The organism is Streptomyces sp. NPDC093094, assembly GCF_044754345.1.
Classification (GTDB): Bacteria; Actinomycetota; Actinomycetes; order Streptomycetales; family Streptomycetaceae; genus Streptomyces.
In genome coordinates, this window is record NZ_JBIVOX010000005.1 from 88,030 (window position 1) to 107,930 (window position 19,901).

The following is a 19,901-nucleotide window of genomic DNA, read 5'->3' on the forward strand; positions in this document are numbered from 1 at the left end:
GGCATCAGGCCAGGTCAAGTGGCTGTGGATTCGTGGAGAAAAGTTCTCCACAGGCTGTGGAGGAAGCAAGGATCCACAGCCTGTGCGCAAAGTTTTCCACCGGCAACCCACAGGTCGGAGCCGGTTGTCCCCAATGATTCCCGGCTTCTCCACACCGCTGTCCACTGTTCGGCAACCTGGCGCGACCGATCACCGGGTCGAGTGAAAGCCGTCACATGAAGTTGCTTGTTTGGGCTGTGGGAAAGCCGGGGAAAGCTGGGGACGAGGCTGGGGAGAACTCGGCCCTCCCTGTGCATGGGGTGTGCAGAACTTTCTGTTCTCCACAGAAAGCCGTGGTTGTCCACCGCCTCCACCCACAGGACATGGGGACAAAATTCCTGCCTTGACCTGCGGAAACGCAGTTATCCACGGTATCCACAGCCCCTACTACTACTCCCGACTAGAGAGAGTCCGGGAATCGATTTGAAGCGGGGCCTGTGCACAACTTGCTCTCCGGTGCTTGTCCGCGCCTCGTCACGACTTGACCCCGAGGGGCACCGACTGTCAGTGCCGTGCGTCAGACTGGTCCCCGGTGCCGTTCCCGTCCCAGGGGGCAGCGGCGCCGAGACAGACGACGAAGCGAAGCAGGGCGAGAAGCGCCGGCAACAGCAGGAGGCGGCTTACGGTGAAGATCCGGGTGGAACGCGACGTACTCGCGGAGGCAGTTGCCTGGGCGGCGCGCAGCCTCCCGGCCCGCCCGCCGGCGCCTGTCCTCGCCGGCCTCCTGCTGAAGGCCGAGGAAGGGCAGCTGAGCCTGTCGAGCTTCGACTACGAGGTCTCGGCGCGCGTCAGCGTCGAGGCCGAGGTCGAGGAGGAGGGCACGGTCCTCGTCTCCGGCCGCCTGCTGGCGGACATCTCGCGGGCGCTGCCGAACCGGCCGGTGGAGATTTCCACAGACGGTGTACGGGCGACCGTGGTCTGCGGCTCCTCGCGGTTCACCCTCCACACCCTGCCTGTGGAGGAGTACCCGGCACTGCCCCAGATGCCGAACGCGACGGGCACCGTCCCCGGCGAGGTCTTCGCCTCGGCCGTCTCCCAGGTCGCGATCGCGGCCGGGCGTGACGACACGCTGCCCGTCCTGACCGGTGTGCGCATCGAGATCGAGGGCGACACCGTCACGCTGGCCTCCACCGACCGCTACCGCTTCGCGGTCCGCGAGTTCCTGTGGAAGCCGGAGAACCCGGACGCCTCCGCGGTCGCGCTGGTGCCCGCCAAGACGCTCCTGGACACCGCCAAGGCCCTCACGAGCGGCGACAGCGTGACGCTGGCGCTGTCCGGCTCGGGCTCGGGCGAGGGCCTGATCGGCTTCGAGGGCGCCGGCCGCCGCACCACGACCCGGCTGCTGGAGGGCGACCTCCCGAAGTACCGCACGCTGTTCCCGACCGAGTTCAACTCCGTCGCCGTGATCGAGACCGCCCCCTTCGTGGAGGCCGTCAAGCGTGTGGCCCTGGTCGCCGAGCGCAACACCCCGGTGCGCCTGAGCTTCGAGCAGGGCGTGCTGATCCTGGAGGCCGGCTCCAGCGACGACGCACAGGCTGTGGAGAGGGTCGACGCCCAGCTGGAGGGCGACGACATCTCGATCGCCTTCAACCCGACCTTCCTGCTGGACGGCCTCAGCGCGATCGACTCGCCGGTGGCGCGGCTGTCCTTCACGACGTCCACCAAGCCGGCGCTGCTCAGCGGCAAGCCCGCCCTGGACGCCGAGGCGGACGAGGCGTACAAGTACCTGATCATGCCGGTGCGGCTGAGCGGCTGAGCGGCTGAGTCGCCGGGAGTTGTCCACAGGCCGTGGAGAAAGTGTCCCCGGCCTGTGGGGAAACCCGCAGGTGAGGCCGCGGGTGTGGGTGTACCTGTGAGCGGGTGTGCCCACAGATGTGCGTGACCGTCCGGGTTTAGGCTCGGACATGGGTACGAAGGTGCCCCTCACGCCACAGCAACCTAAGGAACAACTGATGGAGCTCGGTCTCGTCGGCCTCGGCAAGATGGGCGGCAACATGCGCGAGCGGATCCGCCGCGCCGGCCACACCGTCGTCGGATTCGACCGCAACCCGGACCTCGCCGATGTCCACAGCCTGGAAGAGCTTGTGGGCAAGCTCAAGGGCCCGCGCGTGGTCTGGGTGATGGTCCCGGCCGGCGGTCCCACCCAGTCGACGATCGACGAGCTCGCCGAGCTGCTGGAGCCCGGCGACGTGGTCGTCGACGGCGGCAACTCCCGCTGGACGGACGACGAGAAGCACGCCGGGGAGCTGGCCGCCAAGGGCATCGGCTTCGTCGACTGCGGTGTCTCCGGCGGTGTGTGGGGCCTGGAGAACGGCTACGCGCTGATGTACGGCGGTGACGCGGAGGACGTCGCCAAGGTGCAGCCGGTCTTCGACGCCCTCAAGCCGGAGGGCGACCTCGGCGCGGTGCACGCCGGCAAGGTCGGCGCGGGCCACTTCGCCAAGATGGTCCACAACGGCATCGAGTACGCCATGATGCAGGCTTACGCCGAGGGCTGGGAGCTGCTGGAGAAGGTCGACTCCGTGGAGAACGTCCGCGAGGTCTTCCGCTCCTGGCAGGAGGGCACCGTCATCCGCTCCTGGCTGCTCGACCTCGCGGTGAACGCGCTGGACGAGGACGAGCACCTGGACGGCCTGCGCGGCTACGCCCAGGACTCCGGCGAGGGACGCTGGACGGTGGAGGCCGCCATCGACAACGCCGTGCCGCTGCCCGCGATCACGGCGTCGCTGTTCGCGCGGTTCGCCTCCCGTCAGGAGGACTCCCCGCAGATGAAGATGATCGCGGCCCTGCGCAACCAGTTCGGCGGCCACGCGGTCGAGAAGAAGTAGCAACCAGCACCGTCCGAAACGCCCGGGGAGGTCGGCGAACGACCATGCACGTCACGCATCTGTCGCTGGCCGACTTCCGCTCCTACGCCCGGGTCGAGGTCCCGCTGGACCCGGGCGTCACGGCCTTCGTCGGCCCCAACGGCCAGGGCAAGACCAATCTCGTCGAGGCCGTCGGCTATCTCGCCACCCTCGGCAGCCACCGTGTCGCCTCCGACGCGCCCCTGGTGCGCATGGGCGCCGACCGGGCGGTGATCCGGGCGCAGATCCGCCAGGACGAGCGGCAGCAGCTGGTGGAGCTGGAGCTGAACCCGGGCAAGGCCAACCGCGCCCGCATCAATAGGTCGTCGCAGGTCAGACCGCGTGACGTACTGGGAATCGTGCGGACGGTGCTGTTCGCGCCGGAGGATCTCGCGCTGGTGAAGGGCGACCCCGGCGAGCGGCGCCGCTTCCTGGACGAGCTGATCACCGCGCGCTCCCCTCGGATGGCGGGCGTGCGCTCCGACTACGAGCGGGTCCTCAAGCAGCGCAACACCCTGCTGAAGACGGCCGCGCTGGCCCGCAGGCACGGCGGGCGCTCCATGGACCTGTCCACGCTCGACGTGTGGGACCAGCACCTCGCGCGCGCGGGCGCCGAGCTGCTCGCCCGGCGTCTCGACCTGATCACCGCGCTCCAGCCGCTGGCCGACAAGGCGTACGAGCAGCTCGCCCCCGGCGGCGGCCCCCTCGCGCTGGAGTACAAGTCGTCGGCGCCCGGCGAGGCGCACACGCGCGAGGAGCTCTGTGCCCAGCTCATGGCCGCGCTCGGGGACGCCCGCAAGCAGGAGGTCGAGCGGGGCGTCACCCTGGTGGGACCGCACCGCGACGATCTGGTCCTCAGACTCGGCCGGCTGCCCGCCAAGGGCTACGCCTCGCACGGGGAGTCGTGGTCGTACGCGCTGGCGCTGCGCCTGGCCTCCTACGACCTGCTGCGGGCCGAGGGCAACGAGCCGGTGCTGGTCCTCGACGACGTCTTCGCCGAGCTGGACGCCCGGCGCCGGGAGCGGCTCGCCGAGCTGGTGGCACCGGGCGAGCAGGTGCTGGTGACGGCCGCGGTCGACGACGACGTGCCGCATGTGCTGAGCGGTGTCCGTTACGCGGTGTCGGGCGGGGTGGTGGAGCGGGTATGAGCGAGTCCCGCGGGCACGACGGCCCCGACCGCCCGAAGAGTCCCGAGCCCTCCGGTGTCGATCTCGCGCGTGTGGCGCTGCGCGCGGCGAAGGAGGCGGCACGCGCGCGTGGGGACGCGGCCCAGCAGAAGAAACAGGCGCGGCGCGGCGGTCTGCGCTCCGGCGCGCGCGCCGACGGGCGTGACCCGATGGCGCTCGGTGCGGCGATCAACCGGCTGCTCAGCGACCGTGGCTGGGAGACACCGGCCGCGGTGGGCGGGGTGATGGGCCGCTGGCCGCAGATCGTCGGCGAGGACGTGGCCAAGCACTGTGTGCCGGAGCGGTACGACGAGGACGAGCGGGTGCTGGTCGTGCGCTGCGACTCGACGGCCTGGGCGACGAACCTGCGGCTGCTCGCGCCGACCCTGGTCGCCCGGCTGAACCAGGATCTCGGTCATGGCGCGGTGCGTCTGCTGAAGGTCCTCGGCCCCGGCGGGGCGCCCCGCCGGTACGGCCCGCTGCGTGCCCCGGGGAGCACCGGGCCCGGCGACACCTACGGCTGACGGAGGGCGCGTGGACCGGGCCGTGGGCGCCCCGAGGGGGCTGACCCGCCCGGTGCGCCGGACGTGACCGACCTCACAGTGCGGCCTCTGGGCGGATCCTTTCTGCACAGGGTCCGCAGCTTTGTCGTGCAACCGCACGTGGGTGCGAATCCTGATGTGACCCCGGAGTAGCGAGGGGTTGACGGCTCGAAGCGCTGGACGGCTCCGTGAGCCTCTTGGAGCCCCCATCCGCATATCGGGAGTCGGGCGAGCCGGGTTCAGGGCGGCACATGCGGACTCAGGTACCGGCAAACCCCCATCAGTGTCAGTGCTACCGGTAGACTGGAAGACAATCCCGCCCCACGACGTGGGGACGCCCGGGAGAAGCTGAGCAACGCTGATCAAGGCTTACCGACGCAACATGCCGCAGCCGCTCCGGCGAACGCCGACGAGCTCGGCTCGTGCTGTGCCAGAAAGGGCGCTTCGTGGCCGATTCCGGCAACCCCAACGAGAACATCCCGTCCACCGAGGCCCCGGCCGCAGCCGCTGAGGCCTCAGCGGCGTCGTCCTACGACGCCAGCGCCATCACCGTCCTCGAGGGTCTGGACGCGGTCCGCAAGCGGCCGGGCATGTACATCGGCTCGACCGGTGAGCGAGGACTGCACCACCTGGTGTACGAGGTCGTCGACAACTCCGTCGACGAGGCGCTGGCCGGCCACGCGGACACCATCGACGTCACGATCCTCGCCGACGGCGGCGTCCGGGTCGTCGACAACGGCCGTGGCATTCCGGTCGGCATCGTCCCCTCCGAGGGCAAGCCGGCCGTCGAGGTCGTGCTGACGGTGCTGCACGCGGGCGGCAAGTTCGGCGGTGGCGGCTACGCCGTCTCCGGCGGTCTGCACGGTGTCGGCGTCTCCGTGGTGAACGCCCTGTCGTCGAAGGTCGCCGTCGAGATCAGGACCGACGGTCACCGCTGGACGCAGGACTACAAGCTGGGCGTCCCGACGGCTCCGCTCGACCAGCACGAGGCGACGAACGAGACCGGCACCTCGGTCACCTTCTGGGCCGACCCGGACATCTTCGAGACCACCGAGTACTCCTTCGAGACGCTCTCGCGGCGTTTCCAGGAGATGGCGTTCCTCAACAAGGGCCTGACCATCCGGCTCACCGACGAGCGTGAGTCGGCGAAGGCCACGGCCGGCGCGGACGAGGCGGGCGCGGACGAGAAGGACGAGGCCAAGACCGTCACGTACCGCTACGACGGCGGCATCGTCGACTTCGTGAAGTACCTCAACTCCCGCAAGGGAGACATGGTGCACCCCACGGTGATCGACCTGGAGGGCGAGGACAAGGAGAAGAGCCTGTCCCTCGAGGTCGCCATGCAGTGGAACAGCGGCTACAGCGAGGGTGTGTACTCGTTCGCCAACATCATCCACACGCATGAGGGCGGTACCCACGAGGAGGGCTTCCGCGCGGCGCTCACCAGCCTGATCAACAAGTACGCGCGCGACAAGAAGCTGCTGCGGGAGAAGGACGACAACCTCACGGGCGACGACATCCGCGAGGGTCTGACGGCGATCATCTCGGTCAAGCTGAGCGAGCCGCAGTTCGAGGGCCAGACCAAGACCAAGCTGGGCAACACCGAGGCGAAGACCTTCGTGCAGAAGGCCGTCTACGAGCACCTCAGCGACTGGCTGGACCGCAACCCGGTCGAGGCGGCGGACATCGTCCGCAAGGGCATCCAGGCGGCCACCGCGCGCGTGGCGGCCCGCAAGGCGCGCGACCTCACCCGCCGCAAGGGCCTGCTGGAGACCGCGTCCCTGCCGGGCAAGCTCTCCGACTGCCAGTCGAACGACCCCACCAAGTGCGAGATCTTCATCGTCGAGGGCGACTCCGCCGGCGGTTCGGCCAAGTCGGGCCGCAACCCCGAGGTCCAGGCGATCCTCCCGATCCGCGGCAAGATCCTCAACGTCGAGAAGGCCAGGATCGACAAGATCCTGCAGAACCAGGAGATCCAGGCGCTGATCTCCGCCTTCGGCACGGGCGTGCACGAGGACTTCGACATCGAGAAGCTCCGCTATCACAAGATCATCCTGATGGCGGACGCCGACGTCGACGGCCAGCACATCAACACCCTGCTGCTGACCTTCCTGTTCCGCTTCATGCGGCCGCTGGTCGAGGCCGGCCACGTCTACCTGTCGCGTCCCCCGCTGTACAAGATCAAGTGGGGCCGTGAGGACGTGGAGTACGCCTACTCCGACCGCGAGCGCGACGCCCTGACCGAGATGGGCCGCCAGCGCGGCAAGCGCATCCGCGAGGACTCCATCCAGCGCTTCAAGGGCCTCGGCGAGATGAACGCCGAGGAGCTGCGCGTGACGACCATGGACCAGGAGCACCGCGTCCTGGGCCAGGTCACCCTCGACGACGCCGCCCAGGCCGACGACCTGTTCTCCGTCCTGATGGGCGAGGACGTCGAGGCACGCCGCCAGTTCATCCAGCGCAACGCCAAGGACGTCCGCTTCCTCGACATCTGAGTCGGTCTCAGCTGACCGCACCAGGAAGGATCCCCACCAGCAATGACCGACGAGAACACTCCCGTCACGCCGGGCGAAGAGGCACTCTCGCTGCGCGTCGAGCCCGTCGGGCTCGAGACCGAGATGCAGCGCTCGTATCTCGACTACGCGATGTCCGTCATCGTCTCCCGCGCGCTGCCGGACGTCCGTGACGGCCTCAAGCCCGTCCACCGGCGTGTGCTGTACGCGATGTACGACGGCGGCTACCGCCCCGAGCGCGGCTTCTACAAGTGCGCCCGCGTGGTCGGCGACGTCATGGGCAACTACCACCCGCACGGCGACAGTTCCATCTACGACGCCCTGGTCCGCCTCGCGCAGCCCTGGGCGATGCGGATGCCGCTCGTCGACTCCAACGGCAACTTCGGCTCTCCGGGCAACGACCCGGCGGCCGCCATGCGCTACACCGAGTGCAAGATGGCGCCGCTGTCGATGGAGATGGTCCGCGACATCGACGAGGAGACCGTCGACTTCACGGACAACTACGACGGCCGCTCCCAGGAGCCGACCGTCCTGCCCGCCCGCTTCCCGAACCTGCTGATCAACGGCTCCGCCGGTATCGCGGTCGGCATGGCGACCAACATCCCGCCGCACAACCTGCGCGAGGTCGCGGCCGGCGCCCAGTGGTACCTGGAGAACCCCGAGGCGTCCCACGAGGACCTGCTGGACGCCCTCGTCGAGCGGATCAAGGGTCCCGACTTCCCGACCGGCGCGCTCGTCGTGGGCCGCAAGGGCATCGAGGAGGCGTACCGCACCGGCCGCGGCTCGATCACCATGCGCGCGGTCGTCGAGGTCGAGGAGATCCAGAACCGCCAGTGCCTGGTGGTCACGGAGCTGCCGTACCAGACCAACCCCGACAACCTGGCCCAGAAGATCGCCGACCTGGTCAAGGACGGCAAGATCGGCGGCATCGCCGACGTCCGCGACGAGACCTCCAGCCGTACCGGCCAGCGCCTGGTCATCGTGCTGAAGCGGGACGCGGTCGCCAAGGTCGTGCTGAACAACCTGTACAAGCACACCGACCTCCAGTCGAACTTCGGCGCCAACATGCTGGCGCTGGTCGACGGGGTGCCGCGCACGCTGTCCCTGGACGCGTTCATCCGCCACTGGGTGCAGCACCAGATCGAGGTCGTCGTCCGCCGTACGCGTTTCCGGCTGCGCAAGGCCGAGGAGCGCGCGCACATCCTGCGCGGTCTGCTGAAGGCCCTGGACGCCATCGACGAGGTCATCGCGCTGATCCGGCGCAGTGACACCGTGGACATCGCCCGGCACGGCCTGATGGACCTGCTGGAGATCGACGAGATCCAGGCCAACGCGATCCTGGAGATGCAGCTCCGCCGTCTCGCGGCCCTGGAGCGGCAGAAGATCGTCCAGGAGCACGACGAGCTCCAGGCGAAGATCAACGAGTACAACCAGATCCTGGCCTCCCCGGCCCGCCAGCGCGGCATCGTCAGCGAGGAGCTCGCCGCGATCGTCGAGAAGTACGGCGACGACCGCAAGACCCAGCTGGTCCCCTACGACGGTGACATGTCCATCGAGGACCTCATCGCCGAGGAGGACATCGTCGTCACGGTCTCCCGCGGCGGCTACGTCAAGCGGACCAAGACGGACGACTACCGCGCCCAGAAGCGCGGCGGCAAGGGCGTGCGCGGCACGAAGCTGAAGGAAGACGACATCGTCGACCACTTCTTCGTCTCCACCACCCACCACTGGCTGCTGTTCTTCACCAACAAGGGCCGCGTCTACCGGGCCAAGGCGTACGAGCTGCCCGACGCCGGCCGGGACGCGCGCGGCCAGCACGTCGCCAACCTGCTGGCCTTCCAGCCGGACGAGGCGATCGCCGAGATCCTCGCGATCCGCGACTACGAGGCCGCGCCCTACCTGGTGCTCGCCACCAAGGCCGGCCTGGTGAAGAAGACCTCGCTGAAGGACTACGACTCCCCGCGCTCCGGCGGCGTCATCGCCATCAACCTCCGTGAGCGTGAGGACGGCAGCGACGACGAACTGATCGGCGCCGAACTGGTCTCGGCCGAGGACGATCTGCTGCTGATCAGCAAGAAGGCGCAGTCGATCAGGTTCACCGCGACGGACGACGCGCTGCGCCCCATGGGCCGTGCGACCTCCGGTGTGAAGGGCATGAGTTTCCGCGAGGACGACGAGCTGCTCTCGATGAATGTTGTTCGACCCGGTACGTTCGTGTTCACTGCCACAGACGGCGGGTACGCGAAGCGGACCCCTGTCGACGAGTACCGCGTCCAGGGACGCGGCGGCCTCGGTATCAAGGCCGCCAAGATCGTGGAGGACCGCGGTTCGCTCGTCGGTGCGCTGGTGGTCGAGGAGACCGATGAGATCCTCGCCATCACGCTCGGCGGCGGTGTGATTCGTACGCGAGTCAACGAGGTCAGGGAGACGGGCCGTGACACCATGGGCGTCCAACTGATCAATCTTGGCAAGCGCGATGCCGTGGTAGGTATCGCACGCAACGCCGAGGCGGGGCGCGAGGCGGAGGAGGTCGACGGCGAGGATGCCGTCGACGAGACCGCCGAAGGCGCCGCGGCCACCGGCACGGACGAGGGTGAGGCGCCCTCGGCCGAGTAGCACGAGGAGTGAGTCATCGTGAGTGGAGCCACGGGCGCCGGATCGTCCGGTACGTCGGCCGGTACTTCTGCCGGAACGGGCGGCGGCCGTGGCTCCGCCGCGAGCGGCGCACACCCCGCGCCCACTTCCTCGTACGACATTCATGGATCCCAGGGGGGAACTGTGACGGACACCCGAGGCCCGCAGACCCAGCACTACGCGGCTGGTGCGGGCCCGGCCGCTCAGGGCACCGACCCGCAGTCGGTGTCCCCGCTTCCGGGCGAACGGCAGCCGCAGCAGCCGGCGGGGCCGTACCACCCGCCGCAGGCGTACCAGACCGAGGGCGAGGCCCCCGGCGCGGTGCGCAGGCCGCGCACCGGAGCGCGCACCACGCCGCGGGTGCGCAAGGCCCGGCTGCGGGTGGCCAAGGCCGACCCGTGGTCGGTGATGAAGGTCAGTTTCCTGCTCTCCATCGCGCTCGGCATCTGCACCATCGTCGCCTCGGCGGTGCTGTGGATGGTCATGGACGCCATGGGCGTCTTCTCCACGGTCGGCGGCACCATCTCCGAGGCGACCGGGTCGAACGAGTCCAACGGCTTCGACCTCCAGTCGTTCCTGTCGCTGCCGAACGTCCTGATGTTCACGACGATCATCGCGGTCATCGACGTCGTCCTGGCGACGGCGCTGGCGACGCTCGGCGCGTTCATCTACAACCTGTCCGCGGGCTTCGTGGGCGGTGTGGAGCTGACGCTCGCCGAGGACGAGTGAGCGGGCGGGCGGGACGCCCCCGCTGACCGGCGCAGGGAACCGATTTTGGGACTGCGCCGGTCGTGCGCTAATCTTCAGGAGTCAGCGCGCGGGACACACCGCAAAGCGCGGCGGGGCTATAGCTCAGTTGGTTAGAGCGCATCCCTGATAAGGATGAGGCCACAGGTTCAAATCCTGTTAGCCCCACAGAAAAGATCGGGCGTCTCCCCTACGGGAGGCGCCCGATCTGCGTTGTGCTCCATGAGGTGTCGTACGCCGTGAGCCGTGGTGCGTCACGAGGGGGACGGGGCGGCGGGCCGTCCGGTGCGCGGGCCCCCGGCGTCCGGCGCCGGTCCCTCCCCTCGTGGGGACCGGTGCCGGACGGGCGGGTTCGGGTCGATCCTGTCGGCGTGGATCGAACGGACGTCCTCGGGCCGTCTGCCGGCGCGTTCGAGGCCGCTGCATGATCCTGCCCGCAGATGCCTGCCGGGAGGAGCGTCCGGTGTCCGGTTCGGGCCTTTGTCGCAGGTCAGCCATATAGAGTGAGTTTTCCGGTCCGGACGTCCAGGTGCGGAGGGAAGCTGGGGTGGACACCTTGAGCGGCGACTCAGGGGCGCGCACAGCCCTCGCCGAACGTCTGGCGCTGCTGTACAGGGAGGCCGGGAACCCGCCGCTGAAGCGTGTGTCCGAGGCCGTCACGCGCCTGCAGCGGGCCGACGAACGCGGCCGTCCGGTACGGGTGTCCGCCCAGCGCATCAGCGACTGGCGGCGTGCCACGAACGTCCCCGCCCAGTTCGCCGCGCTCGCGGCGGTGCTGCAGGTGCTGATACCCCAGGCACGCCGCTCCAGGCCCACCCCGGTCTCGCCGGGGCTGTACGACCTGGCGCACTGGCAGCGGCTGTGGGAGCGCGCGGTGTCCGGCCCGGCCGCGCCGGGGGAGGATCCGGAGCCGCAGCAGCCGGTCGCCGGGGTGTGCCCCTACCGGGGCCTGGCCTCCTACCGGCACCAGGACGCCCGCTGGTTCTTCGGCCGCGACCGCAGTACGGCGGCGCTGGTCGCCCAGTTGAGCGAGGCGGAGGACACCGGCGGCCTGGTGATGCTCGTGGGCGCCTCCGGCGCGGGCAAGTCCTCGCTGCTGAACGCCGGTCTGGTGCCCGCGCTGCGGGACGGCGGCGGACAGCCGCGCACGGTGCTCCAGCTCGTGCCGGGCACCGACCCGGCCGTCGAGCTGACCCGCCGGGTCCCCGGCCTGGCCGCCGTACCCGAACCCGGTGCCGAGGGGTTCACGGAGGCGGTCCAGGAGGCCGTCGGCGCGTGGGCCCGGCGGGAGGACTCGCCGGGCGGGCGGCCGGTCGTGATCGTGGACCAGTTCGAGGAGGCGTTCACCCTCTGCTCCGACGAGGCCGCCCGGCGTGCCTTCGTCGGGACGCTGCACGCCGCGGCCGCCCCCCGCGCGCCCGGCGTACCGGCGCCGGCACTGGTCGTCCTGGGTGTACGCGCCGATTTCTACGAGCAGTGCCTGAGCCATCCCGAGCTCGCCGACGCCCTCCAGCACCGGCACATGGTGCTCGGCCCGCTGACCACCGCCGAGCTGCGGGAGGCGGTCACCGGACCGGCCAGGGCCGTCGGCCTGGAACTCGAACCGGGGCTGGCCGAGCTGATCGTCCGTGAGGTGAGCGCGGACGGCCCGCGCGGCACCCATGACGCGGGGGTGCTGCCCCTGCTGTCGCACGCCCTGCTCGCCACCTGGCAGCGCCGCAAGGGCGGACGGCTCACCCTGGCCGGCTACCGCGCGGCCGGAGGCATCCAGGGCGCGGTGGCGGCGACCGCCGAACGGGCCTGGTCCGGCCTGGACCCGGCCGCCCGCGCGGCCGCCCGGCTGCTGCTGCTGCGGCTCGTCAGGCTGGGCGAGGACACCCAGGCCACCCGCCGGCGCGGCACCCGGCGCCAGCTGGCGCAGGAGTCGACCGACCCGGACAAGACCGAGGAGTCCCTGGAGGCGCTGGTCCGCGCCCGGCTGGTGACGCTGGACGCCGACACGGTCGAGATCACCCACGAGGCGCTGCTGCACGCCTGGCCCAGGCTGCGCGACTGGATCGACGAGGACCGCACCGGCAACCTGCTGCGCCAGCGCCTGGAGGAGGACGGCCGCGCCTGGGAGGAATCCCGCCGCGACAACGCCCTGCTCTACCGGGGCTCCCGGCTGGAACAGGCCCACGGCTGGGCCGGATCCTCCGGGGACACCCTGCTGACCCGCAGCGCCGTGGAGTTCCTGGCCGCCTCGGTCCGGCTGCGCCGGCGCACGGTGTGGCTCGGCCGGGCGGCCGTGGCGGCGCTGCTCGTCCTCGCGGTGGTGGCCGTCGGTTCGGCGGTGGTGGCCTGGCAGCAGCGCGACGACGCCGTGTTCGAGCACGTCCTGGCCGAGGCCGACCGGGTGCAGTACACGGACCCCTCGCTCTCCGCCCAGCTGGACCTGGTCGCCCACCGGCTGCGGCCCGGCGACGAGGGCACCGGAAACCGCCTGGTCTCCATCGTCAACGCCCCGCTGGCCACGCCGCTGGAGGGCCACCGGGGCGCCGTGTACCTGACCAGCTTCAGTCCGGACGGGCGGATCCTGGCCACGGCCAGCTACGACCGGACGGTGCGTCTGTGGAACGTGGCGGACCCGACCCGCCCCGAGCCCCTGGGCAAGCCGCTCACCGGGCACACCAGCTGGGTGAGCACGGCCGTCTTCAGCCCCGACGGCCGCACCCTGGCGAGCGCCTCCGACGACGGCACCGTCCGGCTGTGGGACGTCACCGAGCCGGCCCGCCCACGGCCGGTGGGCACGCCCGTCACCGGCGACGACGGCACCGTGTACCTGCTCGCCTTCAGCCCCGACGGACGCACGCTGGCCGCCGCCACCGAGAAGGGCGTCGTCCGTCTGTGGGACCTGGCGGACCGGGACCGGCCGCAGCCCCTCGCGGTGCTGACCGGGCACACCGACGCCGTGCGGACCGTCGCCTTCAGCCCGGACGGGCGCACCCTGGCCTCCGGCGGCGACGACGACACCGTACGGCTGTGGAGCACCGCCGACCGGCGCCGGCCGACGGCGCTGGGCAGGCCGCTGGCGGGGCCCCGGGGCACCGTGCACTCGCTGGCGTTCAGCCCGGACGGGCGCACCCTGGCCTCCGGCAGCGCGGACGACACGATCCAGCTGTGGGACGTACGCCGGGCCCGGGCGCTCGGCACGCCGCTGACCGGGCACACCGGGCCCGTGTGGTCGGTGGCGTTCAGCCCCGACGGGACGATGCTCGCGGCGGGCAGCGCGGACAGCACGGCGAGCCTGTGGAACGTCCGCAACCCGGCCTTTCCCTCGCAGGTGGGCGAGCCGCTGGCGGGCAGCAGCGGCGAGATGTACGCCGTGGGGTTCAGCCCCGACGGCCGGACCCTGGCGACGGGCAGCGGGGACAGCAGGGTGCGGCTGTGGTCCATCCCGACCTCGGACATGGTCGGCCGGGCCGGGGCGTTCCGTCCCGACGGGCGGGTGCTCGCCACCGCCTCGCGCGACGAGCGGGTGCGGCTGTGGGACATCCGGCGGCCCGGCCGGCCCGTCCTGCTGGGCCGGCCGTTCCTGCCGGCCGAGGGCGACGCCCAGGCGCCCGCCTTCTCGCCCGACGGCCGTACCCTCGCGGTGGTCACGGGCAGCCGCGCGGTCCAGCTGTGGGACGTCTCCGACCCCGCCCGCCCGGTCGCGCACGGCCGGCCCCTGCCGCTGCGCACCCGTTTCGCCGGGCCGAGCACCCTGGCCTTCAGCCCCGACGGCCGTACCCTCGCCACCGCCTACGACGACCGCTCCGTACGGCTGTGGAACGTCTCCGACCCGGCGCGTCCCCGCCCCTACGGGCCTCCCCTGAGCGGTCACACCGGCTATGTGAACGCGCTGGTCTTCAGCTCGGACGGGCACACCCTGGCCAGTGGCGGCGCCGACGGCACGATCAGGCAGTGGCGGGTCGCCGACCCGCGCCGTGCCACGCGGCTCGGGGCGCCCCTGACCGGGCACTCGGGGCCGGTCAACGCGCTCGCGTACAGTCCCGACGGGCGGACCCTGGCCGCGGGCAGTGACGACAACACCGTGCGCCTGTGGGACATGGCCGACCCGCTGAAGGCCGCGCCGCTGTCCGCGCTGCGGGGGCACACCGAGGCGATCGTGTCCCTCACGTTCAGCCCGGACGGACACACGCTGGCCAGCGGCGGCAACGACGACACGGTCCGGCTGTGGGACGTCACGGACCCGTCCGAGGCCGGTGCGATCGGGCAGTCGATGAGCCCCAACGCCAGGACCGGCACCTTCCTGGCCTTCGGCCCCGGCAGCCATATGCTCGGCGTCTCCAGCGGCACGGACACGGTCCGGCTGTGGGATCTGGACGTCGACACGGCGGTCCGCCGTATCTGCGCGGTCACACGCGGGGTGCTCACGCCCGAGAAGTGGCGGGAGTACCTGCCGAGGCTGTCGTACTCGGCCCCGTGCGGAGAGGATTGAGACAGGGTCGAGCAACCCTCTGCCGGAGGATTGACAGCCTTGTTAGTGTTGTTGTCAGTCCGGTCGCTGGTGCATCCCCCGTCGCCAGCGACCGGGCCTTTTTTCGTGTACATGGCTGTCCATCTGACGGTTCGTCAGTTACCGTCCGGCGCAGTGCCCTGCCCTGCCTTCCGCCGAAGGGGTGTGCCATGCAGACACGTCCTCCCTGCCCGCAGCCGCCGGGTCCGCCCCGGTGGGTCGCGATGTTCCACCGGCCGTCCGACGGCTCCTGGAGGGCCGGCGCCGAGTCGCCGTACCGGACACCCGTGCTGTACGCCGCCGGTCAGATGGCCCGGACGCTGCGGGCCCGCGGCGAGGCGGCGGACATGGAGCTGTGGGGCCCGCAGGACGGGCACTGGCGGCACTTCCCGGCCGCGCAGGCTCCCGCCGCACGGGAGGAGACCTCCCCGGAGCCGGCGCCCGCACCCACGCCCGGCAGGCTGTCCGAGCGCATGGGCGACCGGCGGCAGCAGGTCCTCATGGCGGGACTGAGCCGCGCCGGCCTGTACGACCTCACGGCGCAGGACCAGCTGGCCGTCGAGGCGCTCGTCGACCGGCTCGACGAGAGCACCCTGCGCCGGGTCGCACAGTGGCTGTCCTCGGCCGGTTCGGCGGACGGGCCGCTGGGCAGTCACACCTCGTGACGACCCCAGGGGCAGGAGTGCTGATGAAGGTGACCGTCGACCCGGAACTCTGCTACGGCTCGGGCGACTGCGTGTACCGGCTGCCGACCGTCTTCACGGTCGTGGACGGGTTCGGGGCCGTGCTGCCGGGCCGGGAGGGCACCGGCGCGGATCCGCTGGTGCGGGACGCGGCGGACAAGTGCCCGTCGCAGGCCATACGCATCGAGGGCTGAGCCTCGCCCGGGCGCCGCGGCTCGGCGGCGTGCCACCGCAGGTCCGTCAGCGCCAGCGCCCTGGCCTCCGCCACGGCCGTACGGGCCTCCCGTTCGGCCGGGTCGACATGGGCCGCCTGGCCGGTCACCTGTCCGTCCCACTTGCGGTAGAGCAGCCCCACCTCGGCGGAGAACCACCCCCGGCTCACCGCGTCGAGCGCCAGCAGCAGCCCGGTGTCCTCGGAGGCGGGCAGCGCCATCCAGCCGCCGAGGGCGAGCAGCAGCTCCCGCCGTACGAAGAGAGTGGCCGGGTGGACCGGGGCGCGGAAGCCGCCGGCCCTCCAGGAGGCGAGCACCGTGCCCCGCTCGATCGGGCCGGCCTGCGGATCGCCCGGAAAGCCCACGGCCGAACCGTCCGGCAGGACGTCCAGGGCGCGCGAGGTCGCCCAGCCGAGCGTGGGGTCCGCCTCCAGCGCGGCCAGGTCGCGGGCGAGCGCTCCCGGAGCGAGCCGGTCGTCGGCGTCGAGGACCTTCACATAGACGCCGTCGGCGCGCGCCAGCGCCAGGGTGCGCGCCACACCGGGGCCCGCCGGGCGTCCGGGCCGCCCCTGACGAAACGTCACTCTCCTGTCCTCGGGCACGTGGTGGGCCACCTCGTCCGTCCGGCCGTCCTCCTGGACGAGCCAGTGCCATTCCCAGCCGTCCGGCAACTCCTGTGCGCACAGGGACTCGTAGGCGTCCCGGAGGTAGGGAGCGGAGGGGGCGTGGACTGCGGTGACGACGGTGACGCGCCGGGTCACGGCGGCATGCACCACCTTTCCGGTTCGGCGGCAACAGGCAGGAGGAGAGGCTTGGTTGCCGGAGTTCGTACGGGCTCGGGTCGACGGCCTCAGCCTACGGACGCTCGTCGTACGGGACACGCGGAGGGGCGCCTCCCGGCCGGAAGGCGCCCCTGGTGGTCCTGGTGGCTCCGGTGGTCCCGGCGTCCCGGCGGTCCTGGTGGCTCCGGTGCCGGTCCTGAGGGGGCGGGTGTGCCGGGCGAGCCGTTGTGGGGGCGGGCACGCACGAGGGCCCGGCCGCAGAAGGGTGCGGCCGGGCCCTGCCCATGTGCTGTTCGCAGATCCGATGGCCGTGACGGCATGGGCGCGTCACGGAAGGCGCCGTGAGGGCGTGCTGAAGAGGGTGCGTGCTGCTGCGGGACGTTCCGGTCGGGGACCGTGGCCGTTCTCGGCCGTCGCCTCATGAGGCGTACGCGTCGTGACGAGCCGGGCTGACACGGCGGGGCCTGGGGACGGTCGTGCGGTTCGGTGCTGCTGCGGGGTATCGCCGCTGCGCGTCTCGGTGCTGTCGCGCGGATCGTCGCTGTCCTGCGGATCGTCGTTGCCGTGCGGTTCAGCGCTGCCGTGCGGTTCGGGGCTGTCGTCCGGTTCATCGCTGGAGGGGGACGGTGCCGGCGGCGGACCGCTGGTCCCTCAGGTTCTCCGGGCTCTGCCCGTCCGGGCTCTCGGGGTGGTCGCCGGGGGAGCAGGAGGCGGTGCTCGCGTCGGCCGCCTCCTCGGTGTCCGGCTGCGGAAGGTGGCGGCAGCCCGGGGTCTTGCCGTGTGCCTCGGCGCGGATGCGCTGCTTCATCGTGGGAGGCAATGACTTGGCGTGTGCCCAGGCCCAGAGAGGCACCGCCGCCGGGGTGAGCGGTGCGCTGCTGTTGCGGGCGGCCTCGGTCTGCGGTACCGACGCGGCGTCGGCCGTGGCGGCGGCGGTGGTGACGAGGCCGAGCGCCGAGCACAGCGCGAGGAAGGCGGTGACGAAGGCGGTCCAGAGCTGCATGACCTTGTTCCGGGCCATGATTCCTCACTTTCGGGTTGGGCGATTTGCGTACTTTCCTCATGATGTGTATGCGGATCTCGAAGTGGGGGACCGACGCCCATGGCGCGTCGATCTTCGGATGAACACCACCCGGATGGGTGCAGGGGGCCCGGAAAACCGCTGAAAAACGCCTGAGAGTGCGCGAGGCGGCAGAAGGTGGTACGAAATATCACCGTCCGTGGGGGTGCGGTCACCCTCGGATCGCGGCGGCCGGCCGCCGTCTACTGCGCTGCACGGGAACGGAGTTGGGGGGCCCGAGCAGGTCACCGATCGATATCGGTCGGTGTGTATAGTCGGGCGCCAGAGGTCCCCTACGTCAAGGAAAGACGAGGTAGCGCGGTGAAGAAGCTTCTCCTGGTCGCACTGGCCGCCATCGGCGGGCTCCTCGTGTACCGCCAGATCCAGGCGGATCGCGCCGAGCAGGATCTGTGGACGGAGGCGACTGACTCCGTGCCCACGGGTTCGTGAGTACCTGATCCCCGACAGACCCCGGCCGCCTGCGCGGCCGGGGTTTTGTGTGTCCGGGGCGCGCGGCAGGATGGGGCCTCGTCCGACGAGGAGGGGTGGCGCGTGATGGGGCGGCGGTGCACGGCGTGGTGGCCGACGAGGGCGAATCGCGTTCGCCTCCTGGAACACGCGTCCCCGCCGTCCCCGCGACTCCCGTCCGCTCCGCCGTCCCGGCCGCCTTCGGCGGGTACGCCCGCCCGGGCCCGGCGTCGCCTGGCCGTCGTGGTGCTGTGCGGCGTCGCGGCGATCGGCGCGGTGACCTCGCCCGCCGCTCCGGCGGCCCGGGCCGCCGGAGCACCGCAGGGCTACGCGTTCGACGAGGGTGCCCGGCGCGTCCCCGCGGCGAGGGACACCACCGAGGCCGAGCGCCTGGACCTGGGCGCCACCTACCGCAGCACCCTGCCGCCCGGTGCCCAGGTCTACTACCGCCTGGAACTCGACGACGCCGTCAACGCCTACGTCTCCGCCACAGCCGTCCCGGCCCCGGGAGCCGAGGTCTCCGCCCTCGACGGCGTCAGGGTGTCGGTCCAGGATGTCGACGGAGGCATCTGCTCCCTGGACACCGAGACCTTCGGCAGCGTCCGCAGCGCCCGTCCGGTCACCGCGTGGGGCATGCGGGAACTGACCTCCCGCAGGTCACGCTGCCAGGAGGCGGGGACGTACTACGTCGTGGTGGAGGCGAGGGCGGAAGGAGCCCCGGCGTCCTCGGACGGTCCGGACGCGGACGGCTCAGGCGCCCCGGACGGCTCAGGCACCTCGGACGGCTCCGGCACCTCGGACGGCTCGGCGGGCCCGGACGGTTCGGCGGGCTCCGAGGGGCCGGAGGGATCGGCCGGTTCCGCCGGCGTGATCGGCTCCGGAGAGCTGCGGCCGGACGACTGGCAGCTGGAGCTGACCACCGTCTCGGAGCCGGGACTGTCCCGGACCGGCGCCACGGAGGCACCCGAGAGCTGGAACTCCGCTCCGCCCGCCGAGCTCACCGGCGACCCCGTCCCCCGCGCCGGCGGCGCCGGCTTCGCCCGCGCGACACGGCTCGGCCACGGAGTCTGGGAGGACCGCATCCGTCCGGGACAGACGCTGTTCTACGAGGTGCCGCTGGACTGGGGCATGCAGCTGCACGTCGCCGCCGAGCTGGGCAGCTCCCCCGGGCGGTCCGGCGCGACCGCGGGGGCCCTCGACCTGGCCCTGCTCAATCCGGCGCGCGGCCCCGTCGAGGACACGCACGCCGGCTACTACGGCCGGCAGCAGTCGGCCGACCTGCATCCGCTGCCCCCGGTCGGCCACGAGAACCGGTTCGCGGTCGCCGACCGGGTGAGCGGCATGCGGTTCGCCGGGTCGTACTACCTCGTCGTCCATCTCGCGAGCCAGGTGGCGGACCGCTTCGGCGACGGCCCGGTCGGGCTGACCCTGCGCCTGCGGGTGACGGGATCGGCCGGGTCCGGGCCCGGGTACGCGGGGGAGCCCCGGCCGAAGGGCGTGTTCGAGGTGCCGGCCGGGCTGCCGTCGCTGCCGGGCGGGGGGCCGGGCGCCGGCTCCGCCGACGGGGCCTCCACCGGGGACGACGCCGCGATGACCGCGCTGGCGGTGGGCGGCCTCGGCGGCGGGACCGCCCTGCTGGCCGGGCTCGGGGTGTGGACGGTGCGTGCGCGACGACGGCCGGCGGAGCGGTAGCCGGACGGGCGACGGC

General features: G+C 71.7%; 13 protein-coding genes, 1 tRNA gene and 1 pseudogene. 13 read left to right on the top strand and 2 right to left on the bottom strand.

The window, feature by feature from the left end; genetic code table 11:
• Positions 1 to 664 precede the first annotated feature (664 nt).
• The 11 genes from dnaN to ACIQGV_RS11560 all read left to right on the top strand — a co-directional run bounded on the left by dnaN (position 665) and on the right by ACIQGV_RS11560 (position 15,865).
• Positions 665 to 1,795 (top strand): DNA polymerase III subunit beta, encoded by a 1,131-nt coding sequence (dnaN, locus tag ACIQGV_RS11510; RefSeq protein WP_402493338.1) that lies wholly within the window; start codon positions 665 to 667, stop codon positions 1,793 to 1,795.
• A gap of 196 nt (positions 1,796 to 1,991) precedes the next feature.
• Positions 1,992 to 2,867: a phosphogluconate dehydrogenase (NAD(+)-dependent, decarboxylating) gene (gene gnd / locus ACIQGV_RS11515; protein WP_402493340.1), complete on the top strand. Its 876-nt coding sequence runs from the start codon at positions 1,992 to 1,994 to the stop codon at positions 2,865 to 2,867.
• 44 nt (positions 2,868 to 2,911) lie between these two features.
• Positions 2,912 to 4,033 carry a DNA replication/repair protein RecF gene (gene recF, locus ACIQGV_RS11520; RefSeq protein WP_402493342.1) on the top strand — a complete coding sequence of 374 codons (1,122 nt, stop codon included), beginning with the start codon at positions 2,912 to 2,914 and terminating at the stop codon, positions 4,031 to 4,033.
• Entirely contained in the window at positions 4,030 to 4,575 is a 546-nt protein-coding gene (locus ACIQGV_RS11525; RefSeq protein ID WP_402493344.1) for a DUF721 domain-containing protein, read from the top strand. Before recF ends, ACIQGV_RS11525 begins: the two co-directional genes overlap by 4 nt.
• Before the next feature lie 440 nt (positions 4,576 to 5,015).
• Positions 5,016 to 7,088 carry a DNA topoisomerase (ATP-hydrolyzing) subunit B gene (gene gyrB, locus ACIQGV_RS11530; RefSeq protein ID WP_402493346.1) on the top strand — a complete coding sequence of 691 codons (2,073 nt, stop codon included), beginning with the start codon at positions 5,016 to 5,018 and terminating at the stop codon, positions 7,086 to 7,088.
• A 42-nt stretch (positions 7,089 to 7,130) separates the two neighbouring features.
• Positions 7,131 to 9,722: a DNA gyrase subunit A gene (gene gyrA / locus ACIQGV_RS11535; protein ID WP_402493348.1), complete on the top strand. Its 2,592-nt coding sequence runs from the start codon at positions 7,131 to 7,133 to the stop codon at positions 9,720 to 9,722.
• An 18-nt stretch (positions 9,723 to 9,740) separates the two neighbouring features.
• Complete coding sequence (locus ACIQGV_RS11540) at positions 9,741 to 10,469, top strand: DUF3566 domain-containing protein (protein WP_402493349.1); 729 nt, start codon at positions 9,741 to 9,743, stop codon at positions 10,467 to 10,469.
• A gap of 112 nt (positions 10,470 to 10,581) precedes the next feature.
• Positions 10,582 to 10,655: transfer RNA gene (locus ACIQGV_RS11545), tRNA-Ile, on the top strand.
• A 379-nt stretch (positions 10,656 to 11,034) separates the two neighbouring features.
• The gene (locus tag ACIQGV_RS11550; protein ID WP_402493350.1) at positions 11,035 to 14,970 is read left to right on the top strand and encodes a hypothetical protein; all 3,936 of its coding nucleotides are present in this window, start codon (positions 11,035 to 11,037) and stop codon (positions 14,968 to 14,970) included.
• A gap of 188 nt (positions 14,971 to 15,158) precedes the next feature.
• Positions 15,159 to 15,653, top strand: a complete 495-nt coding sequence (locus ACIQGV_RS11555; RefSeq protein WP_402493352.1) for a hypothetical protein — start codon at positions 15,159 to 15,161, stop codon at positions 15,651 to 15,653.
• A 23-nt stretch (positions 15,654 to 15,676) separates the two neighbouring features.
• Entirely contained in the window at positions 15,677 to 15,865 is a 189-nt protein-coding gene (locus ACIQGV_RS11560) for a ferredoxin (protein ID WP_402493354.1), read from the top strand.
• 29 nt (positions 15,866 to 15,894) lie between these two features.
• Here the strand turns inward: ACIQGV_RS11560 and ACIQGV_RS11565 are convergent.
• Both ACIQGV_RS11565 and ACIQGV_RS11570 read right to left on the bottom strand, forming a co-directional pair.
• Positions 15,895 to 16,644: pseudogene (locus tag ACIQGV_RS11565) on the bottom strand (glycosyltransferase family 2 protein); the annotation flags it as partial.
• A 628-nt stretch (positions 16,645 to 17,272) separates the two neighbouring features.
• Positions 17,273 to 17,686: a DUF6344 domain-containing protein gene (locus ACIQGV_RS11570; RefSeq protein ID WP_402493356.1), complete on the bottom strand. Its 414-nt coding sequence runs from the start codon at positions 17,684 to 17,686 to the stop codon at positions 17,273 to 17,275.
• Positions 17,687 to 18,046: 360 nt separating this feature from the next.
• On the opposite strand from ACIQGV_RS11570, the gene ACIQGV_RS11575 reads away from it, so the two are divergent.
• On the top strand, positions 18,047 to 18,175 hold the full coding sequence (locus ACIQGV_RS11575; protein ID WP_003999697.1) for a DLW-39 family protein: 129 nt from the start codon (positions 18,047 to 18,049) through the stop codon (positions 18,173 to 18,175).
• Between the two features lie 261 nt (positions 18,176 to 18,436).
• Positions 18,437 to 19,885 carry a hypothetical protein gene (locus ACIQGV_RS11580; protein WP_402493358.1) on the top strand — a complete coding sequence of 483 codons (1,449 nt, stop codon included), beginning with the start codon at positions 18,437 to 18,439 and terminating at the stop codon, positions 19,883 to 19,885.
• The last annotated feature ends 16 nt before the right edge of the window (positions 19,886 to 19,901 follow it).

Bases quoted from the DNA above. Each gene is read 5' to 3' on its own strand.
- ACIQGV_RS11525 (WP_402493344.1), top strand. From the start codon at position 4,030: ATGAGCGAGTCCCGCGGGCACGACGGCCCCGACCGCCCGAAGAGTCCC.
- ACIQGV_RS11555 (WP_402493352.1), top strand. From the start codon at position 15,159: ATGCAGACACGTCCTCCCTGCCCGCAGCCGCCGGGTCCGCCCCGGTGG.
- gnd (WP_402493340.1), top strand. From the start codon at position 1,992: ATGGAGCTCGGTCTCGTCGGCCTCGGCAAGATGGGCGGCAACATGCGC.
- ACIQGV_RS11570 (WP_402493356.1), bottom strand. From the start codon at position 17,686: ATGGCCCGGAACAAGGTCATGCAGCTCTGGACCGCCTTCGTCACCGCC.
- recF (WP_402493342.1), top strand. From the start codon at position 2,912: ATGCACGTCACGCATCTGTCGCTGGCCGACTTCCGCTCCTACGCCCGG.
- ACIQGV_RS11560 (WP_402493354.1), top strand. From the start codon at position 15,677: ATGAAGGTGACCGTCGACCCGGAACTCTGCTACGGCTCGGGCGACTGC.
- gyrA (WP_402493348.1), top strand. From the start codon at position 7,131: ATGACCGACGAGAACACTCCCGTCACGCCGGGCGAAGAGGCACTCTCG.